Annotated in this window: 15 protein-coding genes and 1 tRNA gene; 9 read left to right on the top strand and 7 right to left on the bottom strand. The window is 32.7% G+C overall.

Translation table 11 applies throughout. The features are described 5' to 3' along the window. Positions 1-33: 33 nt before the first annotated feature. Complete coding sequence (locus AOY20_RS14030) at positions 34-1,149, bottom strand: transglycosylase SLT domain-containing protein (protein WP_054582452.1); 1,116 nt, start codon at positions 1,147-1,149, stop codon at positions 34-36. A gap of 361 nt (positions 1,150-1,510) precedes the next feature. Here AOY20_RS14030 and greB point away from each other — a divergent pair, with 361 nt between their 5' ends. The 3 genes from greB to AOY20_RS14015 all read left to right on the top strand — a co-directional run bounded on the left by greB (position 1,511) and on the right by AOY20_RS14015 (position 2,865). Further along, positions 1,511-1,990 carry a transcription elongation factor GreB gene (greB, locus tag AOY20_RS14025; protein WP_054582451.1) on the top strand — a complete coding sequence of 160 codons (480 nt, stop codon included), beginning with the start codon at positions 1,511-1,513 and terminating at the stop codon, positions 1,988-1,990. 105 nt (positions 1,991-2,095) lie between these two features. Next, a tRNA-Ser gene (locus AOY20_RS14020) sits at positions 2,096-2,186 on the top strand. 214 nt (positions 2,187-2,400) lie between these two features. After that, positions 2,401-2,865 (top strand): hypothetical protein, encoded by a 465-nt coding sequence (locus AOY20_RS14015; RefSeq protein ID WP_054582450.1) that lies wholly within the window; start codon positions 2,401-2,403, stop codon positions 2,863-2,865. Positions 2,866-3,171: 306 nt separating this feature from the next. On the opposite strand, the gene gltP is transcribed toward AOY20_RS14015, so the two are convergent. The 5 genes from gltP to AOY20_RS13990 form a co-directional block, all read right to left on the bottom strand. Beyond that, positions 3,172-4,467: a glutamate/aspartate:proton symporter GltP gene (gltP, locus tag AOY20_RS14010; protein WP_054582449.1), complete on the bottom strand. Its 1,296-nt coding sequence runs from the start codon at positions 4,465-4,467 to the stop codon at positions 3,172-3,174. A 238-nt stretch (positions 4,468-4,705) separates the two neighbouring features. After that, positions 4,706-5,806 (bottom strand): ABC transporter permease, encoded by a 1,101-nt coding sequence (locus AOY20_RS14005; RefSeq protein ID WP_054582448.1) that lies wholly within the window; start codon positions 5,804-5,806, stop codon positions 4,706-4,708. Then, positions 5,803-6,936 carry an ABC transporter permease gene (locus AOY20_RS14000; RefSeq protein WP_054582447.1) on the bottom strand — a complete coding sequence of 378 codons (1,134 nt, stop codon included), beginning with the start codon at positions 6,934-6,936 and terminating at the stop codon, positions 5,803-5,805. The genes AOY20_RS14005 and AOY20_RS14000 overlap by 4 nt, the downstream gene beginning before the upstream one ends. After that, on the bottom strand, positions 6,936-8,027 hold the full coding sequence (locus AOY20_RS13995; protein WP_054582446.1) for an HlyD family secretion protein: 1,092 nt from the start codon (positions 8,025-8,027) through the stop codon (positions 6,936-6,938). Before AOY20_RS13995 ends, AOY20_RS14000 begins: the two co-directional genes overlap by 1 nt. A gap of 16 nt (positions 8,028-8,043) precedes the next feature. Then, complete coding sequence (locus AOY20_RS13990; RefSeq protein ID WP_054582445.1) at positions 8,044-9,567, bottom strand: TolC family protein; 1,524 nt, start codon at positions 9,565-9,567, stop codon at positions 8,044-8,046. A 330-nt stretch (positions 9,568-9,897) separates the two neighbouring features. Here AOY20_RS13990 and serC point away from each other — a divergent pair, with 330 nt between their 5' ends. Beyond that, positions 9,898-10,977: a 3-phosphoserine/phosphohydroxythreonine transaminase gene (serC, locus tag AOY20_RS13985; protein WP_054582444.1), complete on the top strand. Its 1,080-nt coding sequence runs from the start codon at positions 9,898-9,900 to the stop codon at positions 10,975-10,977. Between the two features lie 692 nt (positions 10,978-11,669). Here serC and AOY20_RS13980 read toward each other — a convergent pair. Then, positions 11,670-12,590 (bottom strand): hypothetical protein, encoded by a 921-nt coding sequence (locus tag AOY20_RS13980; protein ID WP_054582443.1) that lies wholly within the window; start codon positions 12,588-12,590, stop codon positions 11,670-11,672. Between the two features lie 269 nt (positions 12,591-12,859). Here AOY20_RS13980 and AOY20_RS13975 point away from each other — a divergent pair, with 269 nt between their 5' ends. From AOY20_RS13975 to AOY20_RS13955, 5 genes are all read left to right on the top strand, one after another. Then, positions 12,860-13,330, top strand: a complete 471-nt coding sequence (locus AOY20_RS13975) for a YaiI/YqxD family protein (RefSeq protein ID WP_054582442.1) — start codon at positions 12,860-12,862, stop codon at positions 13,328-13,330. A 10-nt stretch (positions 13,331-13,340) separates the two neighbouring features. After that, positions 13,341-14,240 (top strand): DMT family transporter, encoded by a 900-nt coding sequence (locus AOY20_RS13970; RefSeq protein ID WP_054582441.1) that lies wholly within the window; start codon positions 13,341-13,343, stop codon positions 14,238-14,240. A 404-nt stretch (positions 14,241-14,644) separates the two neighbouring features. Next, complete coding sequence (locus AOY20_RS13965) at positions 14,645-15,880, top strand: lipoprotein-releasing ABC transporter permease subunit (RefSeq protein WP_054582440.1); 1,236 nt, start codon at positions 14,645-14,647, stop codon at positions 15,878-15,880. Next, a complete protein-coding gene (lolD, locus tag AOY20_RS13960) occupies positions 15,873-16,553 on the top strand; it encodes a lipoprotein-releasing ABC transporter ATP-binding protein LolD (RefSeq protein WP_054582439.1) in 681 nt (226 codons plus the stop codon). The genes AOY20_RS13965 and lolD overlap by 8 nt, the downstream gene beginning before the upstream one ends. An 83-nt stretch (positions 16,554-16,636) precedes the next feature. Beyond that, complete coding sequence (locus AOY20_RS13955) at positions 16,637-19,039, top strand: DNA internalization-related competence protein ComEC/Rec2 (protein ID WP_054582438.1); 2,403 nt, start codon at positions 16,637-16,639, stop codon at positions 19,037-19,039. The last annotated feature ends 5 nt before the right edge of the window (positions 19,040-19,044 follow it).

Here is a 19,044-nt window from a genome sequence, read left to right as displayed (position 1 = left end):
AAAGCTTAGCAATGTTGCTAAGCTTTTTTTTATTTATAGATTTACAAGTTGTGGCGTAGACTTAATATGCTCTAAATAGGCACGTATACGTGTCACATATTGAGTTGCTTGCCCATAGCGGCTATTTGAAGCCTTATGTCGTTCTAAATAGCTATATAGGTTAATCCAACTATTCGGATTTTTTCCTTGTGCTTTTAGACGAGACTGAATTTGGCTTACTGCACCAGGTCCCATATTATAGGCAACCAACGCATACCAATTACGATCTGGATAAGAAATATTAGAATATCTATTCAGCATGAGATCGTAATATTTAGCACCACCTTCAATACTTTGGGATGGATCTGTACGATCATTTACTCCCATTGCTTTAGCTGTATTATGAGTAAGCATCATTAAACCACGTACACCAGTAGGTGATACTGAGTTTGGTTTAAGATAAGACTCTTGGTAGCCAATAGCAGCAAGTAAATGCCAGTCTATATCATACGTTTCAGCTGTTGATTGAAAGCTTGCCTTGTAGATGGGCATGCGATTAGTTAAATCACGTTGAATGATATCCCATGATTCATCTTTTACAACATTACGATTATAAAATGATGCTAGTTGAGAGATAGTTCCATTCTGCTTAGTGTTACAGATGTATGCACTTGCATTTTGGCTTAATGGATCATTGGCATGTTTAAATACCCAGTTTAAATTTACATTTAACCCATTGTCTTCTAAAACACTCGAATCATCACATGTTGCAGAGAAGCCTGCGAGATGCTTATCTTCAATTGCTTGAAAAGATGCAGTAGTCATTGCAAAATTGGCTTTACCTGATTTCACCATATTTAGGGCACTTGCATTATCTTTAACAGTTCTAAATTCAAGCTTCACATTTAAACTGTTGGCATAACTACGTACCAAATCATATCCGAAACCATGTAAATGAGTTGTTTTATCAAATACAGTTGTTGGATTTTCAACAGAAACAACAATTAATCTATTCTGATTAACAACAGTATCAAATTGATAAGTTGCTTTACTGGCATTAATACTATGCAATGGTAGCATCATCGTACTAAATGCTAGGGCTTTAAGTGGGAGAGTGGTTTTAAATGAGTGAAGGCAAGGCCTCGACCCAGATACTGAACTACTGTGCATGTTGTCTCCGCTACACATCATTTACCTCATAAAAAAGTCGAAGAGAATCCCCTCAAACTTTTAAAGTCTGATAAATTTAATTAAGAGGTGGGCAGTCATGACGTCATTCAAAATGACATTGGTTTAAGGAAAATGCGTAGAAAATCTACACTGTTTAAAAAACGAGCTAATTTAAAAGATGAACGAATAATAATGACCTAAATTTTAGTTGTCAAATTTTATACATAAAAAAATTGACAAATAAAAAATAAGTCTATGAATATAATGGGAATATTTTTTATATTTTTAAAAGATTAATAGTAAAAAGCGATATAATAGGCATTTTTTTGCACATATTGACTAATAGGTTGTTATTAACATTATGAAATCTAACTTAATTACACGTGGTGGGCATGATCTTTTAGTCGCAGAATTAAAGCACTTGTGGCATGAAGAAAGACCTGAAGTTACAAAAAAAGTAAATTGGGCAGCAAGTTTGGGGGATCGAAGTGAAAATGCAGATTATCAATATAATAAGCAGTTGCTACGCAAGATTGATCGACGTGTGCGTTATTTAGGAAAACGACTTGAAGAGTTAAGAATTGTTGACTTTTCAATTGAGCAAGAAGGAAAAGTGTATTTTGGTGCATGGGTTGAAATTGAAAATGAAGAAGGTGAAGTAAAAAAATTGAGAATTGTTGGAGTTGATGAAATTTATGATCATCATCCACAACATATTTCAATTGATTCACCTATGGCGAGGGCTTTATTAGCAAAAGAAGTGGATGATGAGGTGGATGTGATTACTCCATTAGGCAAAAAAACTTGGTTTATTAACTCCATTAGCTATGAAAAAGATTGATAAATCATCAAAATATGCTTTTTTGATTTTATTTTAAACACTCAGTTAACTTTTTTAATAAAAGTATTTGCCAAGTCTGCAAATTATTTATATTATAGCGCCCATGGAAGCGTGGCAGAGCGGTTTAATGCACCGGTCTTGAAAACCGACGAGGGCTTATACCCCTCCGTGAGTTCGAATCTCACCGCTTCCGCCAAATTCAAAAACCCCAATCATTGATTGGGGTTTTTTTATAATAAGACAAAAATCAATCAATAAACTATTTTAATTGTAAAATAAATTTTTAATATATGATTTATTTTATTTGTACTTTACTAATATATTCGACTTTTCTTATTTGATTTAAATCAAGCAAAAGTATTTTAAAATTGAATTAGGTATTAAGCTATTTAAACAAAGTGAATTAGAAAATGATAAGAAAACTAAGTGTATTGATTATATCTAGTCTACTGTTAACAGGCTGTTCATCTGTAGTTGGATATTTACAGAATATTTTTAACTTTAGTTATGAAAAAGGTGTTCATGAAGAGATAGCAGATCTTCCTGATGAATTACATGTCTTAGCTGAACAGTTGTATTTAGGTATAAGAGATAAAGATAGGGCTATGATGAACGCTGTAATGCAGCCTAAGCTCATTCATGAATTTGATAGTGATCCGCTATCAGTACAAGAAATGTCAGTGTATATACCTTATTATGATCAGCTAATTAGTAAGAAAATATTGTCTGTAAAAAGAATAGAAAATTCAAATCATCCGACAGTTCTGGTTATTCTTTATGAATATCAATATGAAAATCAAAAAGTCATTTATGAGGTTCAGTTTAATTCAGATGATCAATATCAGAAAGTAGCAGGTGTTTTTATTCATATATAAATAATAGTGTGAGTAGGGTTATATAGTAAAATTAATTCATAATGATGCTCTAGTATTCTTTATATAAAGAGAGACAGGAGCTGATTTATGATAAAGGTATATTGTTGAACTATTCTTTATTTTAGATATTCAGATGTTTTTGTGAACTAAATGCTTAACTAAAATATGCTTTAAAGCATATAGGTTTTAATAATTGATGCACTATCATTTAAGTATCATGAAATAGGTGTAGGGTCGATCTACTGATTTTTATAATTTATGTATAATAAAAAAGGACGCATGTGCGTCCTTTTTTATTAAGTAAGCTTAAAGTTGATTATTTTGTGCAATGCTATAGTTCTTTTGTTTTTCAACATCGAACTGGCCTTCCCATTTACTAATAACAAGTACAGCTAAAGCATTACCAATTACGTTTACAACAGTACGTGCCATATCAAGAATACGGTCAATACCAGCAATAAATGCAAGACCTTCTAATGGAATACCTACACTTCCTAATGTCGCAAGAAGTACAACAAACGATACACCTGGGACACCAGCAATACCTTTAGATGTAACCATCAAAGTAACAATCAGAATAATTTGTTGGGTTATCGTGAGGTCAATACCATAGAGCTGTGCAATAAAGATTGCTGCAATACTTTGGTAAAGTGTTGAACCATCAAGATTAAATGAGTAACCAATAGGAAGAACGAAACTAATGATCGGCTTTGGCGCACCATAAGCTTCCATTTTTTCCATAATACGTGGTAATACTGTTTCTGAACTTGCAGTAGAGAATGCAAGAATAAGCTCATCCTTAAGAATTTTAATAATTTCCCAAACGCTTAAGCTACAGATTTTAGCAACAATACCAAGTACGACGAAAATGAAGAACAACATTGCAGCATATACAAGTACAGCAAGTTTAACTAATGGTAGTAAAGAGCTAAAACCAAAGTTTGCAACAGTAGCTGCGATTAAACCAAAAACACCGAAAGGTGCAAAAAGCATAATCATATGTGTTACTTTGAACATTGTTTCTGAAACAGCATTCAATACTTTAAGTAACGGCTGTTTGACTTCATTATCAAGTGCACCCAAACCTAAACCAAACATTACCGAGAAGAAAATAATAGGTAACATTTGCCCGCTAGTAAGAGCACCAAAGAAATTTGATGGAATTACTGAAAGGATGGTTTGAATAATACTGTGAGAGCCTTCGCTTACTTTTTGTGTCGTTGCTTCATATGAAGAAATATCGACTTGAGTAAGTCCAGACATATCAATACCAGCACCTGGCTGGAAGACATTTGCAGCAACTACACCAATAATGATGGCAATTGTTGTAATAATCTCAAAGTAAAGAATGGTTTTGAAACCAAGTTTACCAATATTGCTACCATGTGCTGTATTTGCAATACCGTAAATAAGCATTGCAACTACAAGTGGTATCACAATCATTTTAATAAGTGTAATAAAGATTGACCCTAAAGGAGTCAAAAAATTTAACACTAATGTTTCGCGATATTCAGGAGAATAATGAAGGAAAGAGCCAACAATTACACCTAAAATTAGTGCGATTACAATTTGCCACGCGAGGCTAATCTTATTTTTTTTCATACTCAGCTCTGAAAACTAGATTAGGTGAAAAAATTCCGCATTAATTCATTGAAATAATATAAATATCACATGAAATTTTGGCAGGGTGGAATAACCCCTTATTTTGCTACTTATAGTAGTAAATGACTTTATTTTTTTATGAAATGTCGATTTGTTCGCTTATTTTTAATACAGTTTAATGTGGTTATTCGATTGAATATTTGTTTTTAATGTGAAAAAACGAATAAAATTATGAGAATTAACTAGAAATCGGTTTAAATCTTAGTCTATAGAAGGCTAGAATTAAGCAGATTAAACCAAATGCAAATAAATAAATGAGCTTTGGAATGACTAAGTTTGTTGGAACACCCATTTGATTAAGCTGAATAAACATTTGCATACCATTCGTTGATGGAAGCACTTGTCCAATCCATTTAATCCATGATGGCATAGCCTCAAATGGCCATGCAATTCCAGATAATAAGAATAAAGGTACTGAAGTCGAAACAATGACATGACCCACACGTTCAGCTGAGTCCATAAATGTTGCAAGTAGCATTGCTAAAGAAACAATACATCCAACAAAAATAGGCACAGCAAGTATCATCCCCCAAAAATTACCACCATGTGGATAATCGTAGTACCAAAATGTAAATCCAAATAAGTAAAGTGAGCCTAGACATCCAATAGTAAATATGGCGAAAAAAACTCCCCAAAATTCAACTGTCTTTGGAATCCATTTTTTTTCACGATATCCAGCAATCAACATACCTAAACCAAGAATAATGGTTTGATGAATGATTAATGAAGATATAGAGGGAAAGACATAACTTCCATAACCTGAGAGGGTGTTATACAGTGGTATTTGATGTACTGGAATAGTTATTGAAAACTCAGTAATATGACCAAGTTGTGCAATCTGTTCTTTCAATGCAGCTTCAATTGAAGCAGCTAAGCCAACCCCAATTTGTTTAGAAGCAAGTAAGTTTGCAGCACTTAAATAAAAACCAACGCCACCAATTTCACCGCGTCTGAGGCTGTTGGATAAATTATCGGGTAAAAATAGAATACCTTCAGCTTTTTCTTCTTGGACTAACTGCTTCGCTTCTGCAAAATTTCCAGTAATTGTAGTGACATGTACATTTGGACTTAAATATACAGCATCAATAATTTTTGCAGTTGTCACGCTTTGCTCTTCGTCGACAATAACAATTGGTAAGCCTTCTGGTATTTGCGCTTTATAAGCTGTCGGATAAAAAAAGCTATAAAAGAAAATAGAAAGTATTAAAGTAGCTAAGATTGGTTCACTTTTAGCAACATCTTTAAATGTTTGAAAGTAATATTTAAAAAATGCTTTCATGCCTTAAGCCCTTTAACATATATTTTAAAAAATACAATAGAAAGTACAAAACAGATGAGGCAATAAATGATAAGCACAAATAACGGTGATAATGATGTTGAAATAGGACTACCAATGACCCATTGTTCAGTTTGTAGTTTTGCATAATGTGTGTATGGAATAAAATTTGACCAAATTTTTGTAAATAAGGGGGCATTTTCAGTGACAGGTAAGGTCACACCCGCAAAGCTTAAAGATGAGCCACCATAAACGGCTAAAAGACCAAAAGTTTCTAAAGATCGTTTTGTTGCAAGTACCAGTAATGTGCTAACAAATGCATAGGCTGTATAAAAGAAGATTTGTGCAATTAAAATGACCCAAAGATGACCTGCAACAAACCAACCACGAATCCCTACTAACCAAACCATCCATATCCATGTCCAAACGCTAAAAATAGCAATATAGACTAAATTTTTAGATAAAATTGCTGTTGCAAAAGATTGGTGATTGAGCCATTGAGACGTGGTTTTGAGTTTGAGTTCTTGTCCAACAGAAAATGCCACACAGCACGAAAGTAAAAGATGGAAAATTGCAGGAATGAGATACGGCTCTAAATAAAACTCATAATTAAAATTTGGATTAAATAGTAAAGAGAATTTTAAGTTAGGTGTGGGAATATTGAGATATGGTAAATCATTTTCCAAATATTCTGTTCCCATAAAGTTAGTTGTGGCTTCCAAAGTGCTTTTAAGCATTGCAGATGAAATCATATCTCCAATACTGTAATAACTTTGGTTATAAGCCATATTGATTTCAGCATCTTTACCTTGGACTAAGCGTTGTTCGGCACCTTCAGGAATATGTAAATATCCCCAAATTGCGTTTTCATTAAGTAATTTTTCAACTTGGACTTGGTTAGGAGAAATTGTAGTAACTCGTAATGTATCATTTAAAGAAAAATAGCGCTCAATAGTCTGACTAAGTTGGCTATTGTCTTGATCAATGATTGCAATTGGAAGGTGTTTAGGCACACCTTGCACAAACATACAGCTAAATAAAATAAGTAAAAATAATGGAACAATCGTAACGAGTGATAAATCCCACTTATGTGTTATTAGATATTTTATTTCACGCTGTATGCCTGCCCACATTATGGTGTTGCCTCTTTAACTGTAAAGAGAACGCTCATTCCAACTTTTAAATTAGGTAAGGGCTCTACAGAAACTAAATGAAATTTAAAGCTTCTAATATCATAACCACCTGTCTGACGAGTTGTTTTGATCGTTGCAAAATCACCTTCAGGGCTAATTTCTTTAATTTTAAATTTTGCAGATTTATCAAGAGCAGGAATAAATCCTTCTAACTCTTTAACTTTATATAGATTAGCATATTGATCTTCACGGACATTCAAGCTTACCCAAGTTTTCTTTTCATCAATAATGCTTACAATTGGAACCCCCATAGCAACAAGTTCAGAAACATTGCCATAGGTTTTTGAGATAACACCATCAATAGGAGCATGTAAGAATGTTTCAGCAACGAGAGCATTTGCTTCATTTAATGCTGCTTGAGCAATTTCAACCTGCGCATCTGCTGTTGATTTTTGTTGAGGTGTACTGCCTCGTTTTGCACGAATATATTGCTGATATGCAGCTTCGGATAATTGTGAAGCTGAAATTGCAGCAGCTTGCATTTCATCACGTCGTTGCTTAGCAATTACACCTTCTTGGTAGAGCTTAGCACCACGTTGGAAAGTACTTTTTGCTAAAGCTTCTTGTGCTTTTAATGCTTGCCAGTTTGCATAAAGGCTATCAATATTTTCTTCTTGAGCACCACGATCTACAGTAGATTGAAGTGCTAGAGCAGATTGTAATGCAGCAATTGCTTGTTTTTTCTGATTTTCAACAGCAGGGCTATTTAAACGAACAAGTGGCTGACCTTTTTTAACAATTTGACCGCCTTGAATATATAATTCTTCAATTCGGCTAGGTACTTTTGTACTTACATAAATGGTTTCTGCTTCTACACGACCTTGAAGTTCAATCTCATTGGGTTGATAGCTTTTCCAAAGACCGAAAGCAATCAATGCCAGCACAATAATTAGAAAAATTGCGACGGCAATTTTAATGAGAAGTGTATTTTTCTTAGAAGATGCAGTTTGACTTAAAGATGATTGATCACCATTCGATTGTTCTGGTGATTCATGCTTTAAAGTCTGCTCAGTAGAAGGTTGATCAGTCATAAGTAATTCTCACCCATTAACGAATATAGTGTGTATTTGGTTGATTGATGTAGGTTTGAAATAGGTCAATAGAGCCATAATTTTGTAAAAGTGTTGCGAGTGAAATAATATATTTATAAGAATTAAGCGCCATTTCACTATGAATAGTCGTTAAAGCATTTTGAGCATCAATCACTTGAGTTGCAGATGCCATATCCTCTTTAAATGAGAGTTCTTGAATGCGTAAATTTTCTTGAGCTGCTTGAATATTATTTTCAAGTAATTGATGACTTTTTAATGAATTAGAAACTTCATTATATGACGTATAAATAATAGTTTCTATTTCCTGTTTTGTACGGGAAGTTAACAACTCAGTTGCACGTTTTTGTAACTCAGCCGCTTGTATGTTTTTACTTTTATTTACACCAGAGAATAAGTTGTAGCTTGCTGCAACACCAACAATCCAATTTTCATTGTTTTCTAAGCTATATTCACCAAAGGCAAAAACGGTTGGTTTTTTTGCTGCATATTGTGTTTTGACATTTACATCTGCAAGTTGAGTATCCATTTTTAATTGACGAATTAAATTTGAATTTTCTTCAAATGAAGTGAGCAGAGTATTTAAATCTTGATTTTGAGATGAATTAATGAAAAGTGGCGTACTTAAATCGGTGATTTGACTACTTTGTAGTAGGTTATTTAATCTAAATAGGCTTGTTTTATATGCAATATCGGTACTTTGTAAAATACGTAATGCATCATTGCGTGCAACTTCAAATTGCATGCGTTGACCTTTGCTAATAAAGCCTTGTTGTTCTAATTTTAACGCATTGTCATAATGTCTTTGCATTGCTTTTGCATTAAATTGACTAGATTTGTATAGTTGTTTTTGTAGTTGAACAGCAAAATAAGTTTGAATCACTTCAAATTTTTGCAAATCTTGCTGTTGTTTAGTGCTTAATTTGCTTTTTTGTACTTGTAACTTTGCAAGTTCTTTAGCATTTGAAATGAGACCACCTGTATAGAGTGGCATGATAAAAGATACTGAAGGACGTACCATCTGATCCTTGAGGGTAAATTCATATGAATTGGGAATCAATCCAATGCCTTCAGAAATGACTTGACTTGTTCCTTGTTTAATAGCATCTGCATCTTGTGGTGAAATGAGTGAACTATTATTACTTTGCCATTGATCAATTTGATTATTTACACTGTCGACAAGTGAATTATCTAAATTTCCTTTTAATGAGCTTAAAGGAGCATCAATTTTTGTATGATAAGACAGTGCACGTACGTTAAAATCAATAGTTGGAAGACCTAAGCCTTTCACTGCTTCTGATTGTAATAGAGATGCTTGTTCTAATGCTTGATTTGCTTGTGTTGTAAATGACTCAGTTAATACTTTTTGTTCAGCTTGTATATAACTTAGCGTTTCTGCATGAATGAATGAACCATTTAGAGACAGTAAAGAAATGATGCCAAATTTAAACGCAAAATTTAGTGATTTATTGAGGTTTTTTTGGTTAAATTTTGGATTTTTTTGAACTGATTCACAAAGCATTGATGCGACTCGTTACAGAAGCTATTTTTATCGGAGTATAAAGGATTTAATGCTTATTGTATTGGCTTTATATGAGGATATATTGTTATTTTTATTTAAATAATTAAATCGGATAAAATTTAAATAATATTTAGTCGAAGAGTGGTTTTTAATTTTTAAATCACCTTAAAAATAATGAAAAATTTAGTGAAAATATTTGTTTTGATATCGAAAATTTAATTTTATTTGTTGACTTACATTGAAATATTTTCAAGATTAATTACTGCGCAGTCTATGAATATATGGTTAAATGCCCATATTTTATTGTGTTTCACTTTGAAAGGAAAAATCATGCGCGCGTACAACTTTTGTGCTGGTCCTGCTGCATTACCAACTGCTGTATTAGAAAAAGCTCAGGCAGAGCTACTTAACTGGCAGGGGAAAGGTCTTTCGATCATGGAGATGAGCCATCGTAGTAAAGACTATGTTGCTGTTGCAGAAAAAGCTGAAGCAGATTTACGTAAGCTGATGAATATTCCTGAGAATTATAAAGTCTTATTCTTACAAGGTGGAGCATCACTCCAGTTTTCTGCGATTCCGCTGAATTTATTGGGTAAAAATAGTAAGGCTGATTATATTCATACCGGTATTTGGTCTGAAAAAGCATTAAAAGAAGCTCAGCGTTATGGCGACATTAACGTGATTGAAGCTGGTATTCAAATTGATGGGAAATTAGCAATTTCTGAACAAGCAAAATGGAATTTATCAAATGATGCGGCTTATGTTCATTATGCAGATAATGAAACAATTGGTGGTATTCAATTTGCAGGTATTCCTGAAACGGATAAACCTCTTGTATCTGATTTTTCTTCTAGTATTTTATCAGCACCCTTGGATGTATCTAAGTTTGGTTTAATTTATGCTGGTGCCCAAAAGAATATTGGACCTGCAGGCTTAACGTTAGTTATTGTCCGTGATGATTTACTCGATCAAGCTAAACCAGAAATACCAAGTATTTTAAAATATTCTGCACAAGCTAAAAATGATTCTATGGTAAATACACCATCGACTTATGCATGGTATTTATCTGGATTGGTTTTTGAATGGTTGCTAGAAAATGGTGGCGTTGAAGCTGTGCATAAAACGAACCTTGAAAAAGCAAACTTGTTGTATGGTTATATTGATTCAAGTGATCTTTATGCTAATCCAATTGCGAAACAAAATCGCTCAATCATGAATGTTCCATTTACTCTAGCGGATGAGGCATTAGATAAACTCTTCTTGCAAGAAGCTGAAGCTCATCATTTATTGAACTTGGCAGGTCATCGTTCAGTAGGTGGTATGAGAGCAAGTATTTATAATGCTGTACCATTAGAAGGTGTACAAACTTTAGTAAGCTTTATGGATGATTTTGTTCAACGCCATGGTTAATTAGATCAAGGAATCTTCTTTATATTTATAAGGAAGATTCATCATAAAAAAAGCCCCTAATAAAGGGCTTTTTTTATGATGAATCTTTTGAAAAGTTATAAGATAAAATGGTGTAAACAATAGGCACAAATAAACATACCCAATAAGAAAAAAAGGCATGACATAATATCAAGTCGAGGCTTCGCCCATATACGTTGTTGGACTGGTTGAATATTTTCTTCTTGCACGATTTTCATAGATATTATTTTCCAGAGATCTATTTATCGTTAGGTATTAGGTTTAGATACATTTTTATCATAAAAAGTTGATTAAATAAAGATCTATTTATATTCATTTTATTTATTTGATCATTTTTTTATAAAAAAATTGAATATTTAGAAAGTATTTTATGATATCTAATATATTTTGATATGAAATATAATTGATTAAACAAAATATAGCAGTGAATAGAAAAGGTATCTTAGTATGAGTATAAATTCTATTTAAGTTTGATTTTATCAGTAGATTTTAATGATTAATATTTTGAATATGATAAGTGCTCATTTATAGGATTATTTCGTTCAACTTTTTCAGAATTAATATTGAAAAAAGGGCAGAATTCTTTAAATATTGAGGGCGAGGTTTTTTGTGAAAAGCCTCCCATAAAATATTTTATGGAAGGCATGGCTTTATAGTTAGAATGCAATTATCACTTAGAAAATATTAGTTTGAAGCCAAATATTACCACGGATATATTGACCAATTTGGAAGTCTTTGAACTCCGTATTTTTAGTTGCGATGCGCGCTAATATCGCAGGCTGATTTTCTTCAGAAAATAAAGTGATATCGTAGAAAGTATACGTTTGATCCATAAAGTCAAAACTTGATTTTCCAACGATTTTACTTTGGAACCAAGCTTCATCTTCTTGTCCCATTTTTTCGCCATATAAATATGCAACCATTTTTGAAAAGTCGACAGTGACAGGTGCTTTGTCATCTTCTGACTCAGGTTCCCAAGCATCAATTTGTTCTTGAAGATTGGTAGGAGCTATACCATTATTGGCTGCTAAAATAGCATTTAGAGCTCTATGATGTTTAATTGAAGCTGGGTCATCAACCACTAATTGCTCATGATCTGATACAGCTTCTAATTCATATGCCCAACCATAAAGTCGAACAGGATATTTTTGATTCTTTTTATATTGCGTATGGTTGACGCTATAAAGTGCATCAAAAGCATATACAATTGTATTATTTCCTAAATTTAGTCGAAGTACAGCTTGAGAGTTTGATTTACAAGTAATAATACGTTCAATTGTTGCTTCAGTTTTAAATGGACTATTAAAACAAGGGAATGCTGTTTTTACTGCTTGAGGTTTATTATTTTCAACGGCAATAATTTGTGAGAGTAAAATAGGTGAGTTTTTGGGGCCCTGAATTAACCAGGAGTTTTCATCCATTTCCGCTTCACTTCGGCATAATCCCATAGGCATTACAGGAGCATCTAACGCTTGCCCTAACCATTTAGGTACTTCGGTTGTAGGTTCGTCAGTAAGTAGATTCCAATGCTCAACATGGCTTCCGAAATTTTCATCATCAATTGTAATGATTTCAGGACAGTTTTGATTGTTCATATGCTCAAGTAATATTGGTTTATATTTATAAAGTAGATCGAGGGTAATTTGGATTTTTCAAGGTGTCATCATAAATATAATGTCGAAATTATTGAAAATTAATCTGATTTTTAGTTTGGTAACTTAGGTTTGATATCTTTTTATGTTTATAAATTAAATATATCTATAAAAAGCGATCATTGGTTTATGTCTTTTAAAATATTTATTTTAATGACTTTTAGTCGTTATGTATTGATACAATAGTTATAATTTAGAATTGGAAAAAATACGTGTTGCCATTTAAAGTATGGGTTGATGCTGATGCATTACCACGAATATTAAGAGAAGTAATTCTTCGTGCTTCTGATCGTTATCAAATAGAAGTAACTTTTGTGGCGAATCAAAATGTTGGAATAACACCATCTGTCAGAATTAATTCAATTCAAGTTTTAAGTGGTGCAGATTCTGCGGATCAAGAAATTGTAGACAGAATGCATGCTCATGATATTGTGATTACACAAGATATTCCACTTGCAGCACAAGTGATTGAAAAAGGAGGTATAGCAATTCATCCACGTGGTGAAATTTATACTTCTGCAAATGTTAAAGCACGACTACATTTACGTGATTTTATGGATACTTTACGTGGAGCTGGTGTACAGACAGGTGGTCCACCGCCAATTTCCGAACGTGATAAACGTGAGTTTTCAAGTTCTTTAGATCAAACTATTCAAAAACAAAAGCGTAAAACTTCACAATAAAGTTGAAAGAATGCAATCATCTCAGGCAAGCATTGCCATTAACTATGCGTTGTTAATTTTTATTTGGGCAACCACACCACTTGCTATTGTTTGGAGTGTGACCGATGTTCACTACATGTGGGCATTGGTTTTGCGTTTTTGGTTAGCTTTGCCCATTGCAGTTTTATTGTTATATATTTTAAAAATTAAATTACCTTTTCATTCAAAAGCATTACATAGTTATTTTGCTGGCTCTATGAGCTTTATTGGCTCGCAGGTGTTTACTTATATTTCAACCAATTATTTAAGCTCTGGAATGATTGCATTGATGTTTGGTCTGGCACCAATGATTGCAGGGGTGATTGGTTTTGTCTTATTTAAGCAGCATTTAAAAATGACCCAATGGATTGGAATGTTGATTGCTATTATTGGTCTAGGAGTTATTAGCTTTTCAGGTTCGACTCAGCATGTTCAGCCAATAGGTATTATTTTAATGTTATGTAGCGTATCTATTTATGTGTTATCAATTTATTGGATAAAATATGTAAACGCACAATTAAAGCCAATGGCGCAAGCAACGGGATCGATCTTATTTTCTGTATTATTTACTGTATTTATGATGCCTTTTATTTGGCAAAATTTTCCAACGCATCTTCCTGTAGGGAAATCTTTATTTGCAATTGTTTATGCTGTTGTAATGTCATCATTAGTTGCAATGTTTTGTTATTTTAAATTGGTTCAATCTGTTTCAGCAACGACATTGTCTTTAACCACAGTGATTACGCCAATGCTTGCTATATTAATAGGTGCTTGGCTTAATCATGAACAGTTAACTTTAATGATCTTACTTGGTGCTCTTATTTTGATTTTTGGGTTATTGGTTTATTTTTATAAAGATTTAGTTGCACAAAAATTAAAGATGAAACGTTGATTGTGAGTTGCGTAAGATAGATTTCATCCATAAAAAATAAATTTTAAAAATGATGATATAAATAATTCAAAATTTATTCATTTTTTTATGCGTTAATAACAAGCATTGTACAAAGTGATTGTTAAAATTTGATAATACGGTATTTTGTTGTTTTTTAATTAAATATATTATTCTTCATATATTTAAATGGTTATAGATTTTGTTTCAAAGTTGATGATCAAGAAAATTGTTGAATTGATCTAAAACGTTGAGTAGTAGAAAATAGTGACCGAAAATGACGTCAGTATTTGAGAGTTTAAAGAATTTTTCTTTATAAATATCTCATGATTGAATTTCAAGGCAGTGTTGATATTTGACATTATTGATGCTGAATTTTTCCATTATATTACCTCGGACTAGATGGTATGTTTAAACCAATCTCGCTGTATATAGGGTTGAGATATACTCGCGCACGGCGTAGTAATCATTTTATTTCTTTTATTGCCTTAGTTTCTATGATTGGCCTGACATTAGGTGTTGCTGTGTTAATTACAGTATTGTCAGTCATGAACGGTTTTGATCGAGAATTAAAAACACGTGTTTTGGGTATGGTTCCACAAGCAACAATATCATCAACACAAATTTTAACTGATTGGCCTGAACTTGCTAAAAAAGTAGAAAATAATGAGCATGTTACAGGGGCAGCTCCTTTTACTCAATTACAAGGAATGCTGACTGCTCATGGTCAGGTTTCGGGAGTATTGGTTACAGGGATTGATCCGAAGTACGAAAAAAAAGTATCAATTATCCAAGATCATATGGTTGAAGGAAGTATTGATAATTTAAAGAAAGGTGATTTTGGTATTGTGCTTGGTAAGCAAATGACTGATTCATTTGGCTTAGGTCTTAATGATTACATTACTTTGGTTTTACCAGAAGCAACTCCTTCACCAGCAGGGGTAGTACCACGTTTTAAACGATTTAAAATTGTAGGTATTTTTAGTATTGGTGCTGAAGTTGATTCGATGATGGCATATATTGATTTGTATGATGCCTCAACCTTGTTACGCCTACCTGATGGTGCTCAAGGTGTCCGAATGAAATTAGACAATATTTTCCTTGCACCACAAGTTTCTAGCGAAATTGTACGTGAGCTTCCTGCTAATTTTTATGCATCTGATTGGACTTATACACACGGTAATTTATTTAGTGCTATTCAGATGGAAAAGGCAATGGTAAGTTTATTGCTATTTTTAATTGTCTTGGTTGCTGCATTTAATATTGTGTCATCTTTAGTCATGGTTGTTACAGACAAAAAAGCAGATATTGCAATTTTAAGAACATTAGGTGCTTCACCTGCAACTATTACTCGAATTTTTATTGTGCAAGGTACAATTATTGGTGTAATTGGTACAGTTGCCGGTGCTATTTTAGGTGTCATTTTCTCTTTAAGTATTAGTAGTATTGTGACTTGGTTGTCGAGTGTATTTGGCTTAAATTTATTTGATGCGTATTTTATTAACTATTTACCTTCTTATTTAAGATGGCAAGATGTAGGTATTATTGTTGTACTATCATTGCTATTAAGCTTCATTGCAACGATTTATCCAGCACGTCGTGCTGCGAAAATTCAACCAGCAGAGGCATTACGCTATGAGTAATATTGTTCTTGAAGCTCAGAATGTTTCTAAGCATTTTACAGATGGTAAAAGTACAGTTGAAGTGATTCGTGGCTTAGATCTGAAAGTGAAAGAAGGTGAATTTATCTCGATTGTGGGTTCTAGTGGTTCAGGTAAAAGTACGTTATTACATGTTTTGGGGGGATTAGATCGCCCTACAGATGGTAGTGTATTTTTAAATGGGAAACGATTTGATAATTTGGGTGAAGCTGAGCGTGGATACTTACGTAATCAGCATTTAGGCTTTGTTTATCAATTCCATCATTTATTACCTGAATTTACTGCACTTGAAAATGTGGCGATGCCTTTAATGTTAAGAGAAGGTACGCATTATAAAAAAGTGAAAGAGCAAGCCGAATATTTGCTTGAAAAAGTAGGATTATCTCATCGTCTAACACATAAACCTGGTGAGCTATCAGGTGGTGAGCGTCAACGTGTAGCATTAGCACGAGCTTTAGTTACACAGCCAAAATTAATGTTGGCAGATGAACCAACAGGGAATTTAGATCGTAAAACAGCAGTTAAAATTTTTGAGTTATTGCAAGATTTACGTGCTGAATTAAATATGGCGATGTTAATTGTGACCCATGATGAGGCTTTAGCTCAATCTGCCGATACGATTATGCATATGCAAGATGGTGTATGGTCTGATTAATGGACTGAAAATTTGGATTAAAGATATTGAAGCCCACTTAGGTGGGCTTTATGATATCTACAAAAGAATAAGAAAAATAAAAAATGTTTTATTTCATTGCATTCGGTTGGATTATTGGTATTGCTTGTATGGGGCAGGCATTTACTTCAATTTTAGAGCTATCGCTCCCTGTTAATATTCTTCTATTTATTTTTCTTTTTTTAGAATTGATATTTTATCGAAAAATAAGTACATATCTGTTTAAGTTCTTATGCTGTTCAAGCGCATTTATTTTAAGTCTTGTTCTAGGGTTAAATTATGCAGATCATCATTTAGTGCAAAGGCTGGAATTAAGAGAAAAGCAGGTCGAAGACGTTACTGTTTTAATTTATGTTAAGCATATTTCTGAATTAAGAGAAAATTCCTTCCAGCAAAAAATAGAAGTATTGAATAGAAAGTCTAAACCTGTTCAGTGGTTTTCATCTGTTGAATTAGATCAAGGTGATTTTGAGCTGGGCAAGTATTTTCGTGTATCAGGAAAGCTTAGACCAGCGCATGGTTATGCGACAGATGGTAGCTTTGATATAGAAAAATGGTACATCCAGCAGAATATTATGGGAAATTTAAAAGTTTCTACATTTGAAGAAATTTCCCCACAAGAAGTTCAACAGTTCGGTTATATGCAATATGTAAAACAGCAAGATACATGGTTAAGTCAAAGTTTGGTTTGGATTGAAAAGCAACGGTTGTTGATTAGACAATTTATTCAGATACAACCAATACGTCATAAAGGTTTGACTTTAGCTTTATTAACTGGCGATGAAAGTCTTTTAGATAAAAACTTAGAACAACAATTTCAGCGATTTGGTATGAGTCATCTTTTGGCTATTTCAGGTCCTCATGTTGTTATTTTTGCGGTTATAATTTGCTGGTTAATTCAATATTTAATTGATCGCTTTAAGCCCGATATTTATTTAAAAATTCCAAGACAGTATTTACTCATTTATCCATTCTTGAGTTGTGTCATTATTTATTGTGCTTATGTTGGATTTGAAATTCCTGCTTTAAGAACCTTGTTAGTATGTATCTTGGGAAGCTTATTTATTTTATTAAAGCAATCGATTAAACCTTTATCTTTATTACTTTTGAGTGCTTGTATACTTTTATTTTTTGATCCTTTCAGTGTTTTATCTGCTGCATTTTGGCTATCTTATGGTGCTTGTTTTATTTTATTAAGAATTTATCAAACCATTCAAAATGACAAGTTAGAACAAGCTTCATTTTATGAAAAATGCAAACACTATATTGGAGCTTTAATAGAGTCTCAATGGAAAATATTTATTGCATTATTTCCATTAATGATCATCTTTTTTAATCAAATTTCCTGGATTACGCCATTAAGTAATTTGTTTGCAATACCTTGGATTGGTTTAATTATTGTACCTTTAGATATTTTTGGAGGTATAAGCTATTTCTTTTTTAAACCTTTAAGCACAATCATATTTCAATTGAATGATTTGATGTTGTCATTATTATTACATTTCATCCAATTATTAGATGATATTTTTAATCCACAGTTATATCCGATTTACTTAAATATTTGGGCATTAGCTGGACTCATTTTAGCTTTAATTATTTTATTTATGCCCAAAGGAATTGTGCCTAGAGCATGGAGTATTTTGTGTATCATTCCAATTTTTTTAGGGCAGCAATCATCTGAAACTTTTGAATTTGTATTGTTGGATGTTGGACAAGGACAATCTATTTTTATTCGGAATGAGAATAAAAAAATGTTGTTAGATACAGGTGGAAGTTTTGATGAAGATAAGTTTAGTATTGGTGAGCAAGTTATTTTGCCATTTTTGTCTATAAAAAACTCAAGAAAACTAGATATTTTAATTTTAAGTCATTTAGACCAAGACCATAGTGGGGCATATTTTAAAATTAAAAATCAATTGTATGTTCAGCAGTTATATTCAAACGAGATTCTTGAAGATCAAGACCATAATCAACTTTGTGAACGAGGGAAAAAAATAGATTTAGGTTCGAATATTGATATTCAAGTACTATTACCACATATCGAAGATTTAACTAAAAAACCATTTAATAAAAATGAAATGTCATGTGTCATTTATTTGCAATTGGCACAAGCTTATCCATACCAAAACTATTTATTCATGGGGGATGCTGGATGGGAAACTGAATTTAAGCTTTTACAGTTATATCCGAATTTAAAAGTAGATGTTTTAGTTTTGGGACATCATGGGAGTCAACATAGTTCTGCTTATGATTTTTTGAAGAATATTCGTCCTAAAATTGCTTTAATTTCAGCAGGATTTGACAATCGTTATGGACATCCAAGTGGAAAAACAATTCAAAGGCTTAAGCATTTAAATATTCCATATTTATCTACAGCAGATGTAGGAACTATTAAAATTAAGAAAAATAAAACTGGTCAAACGGGTCTGAGAGTATTAAGAAATCAAAAAAAATGGTTAAAGAAATAATTATA

The sequence above is a fragment of the Acinetobacter equi genome, assembly GCF_001307195.1.
GTDB classification, from domain to species: domain Bacteria; phylum Pseudomonadota; class Gammaproteobacteria; order Pseudomonadales; family Moraxellaceae; genus Acinetobacter; species Acinetobacter equi.
This window is presented reverse-complemented; position numbering and strand designations above follow the sequence as displayed.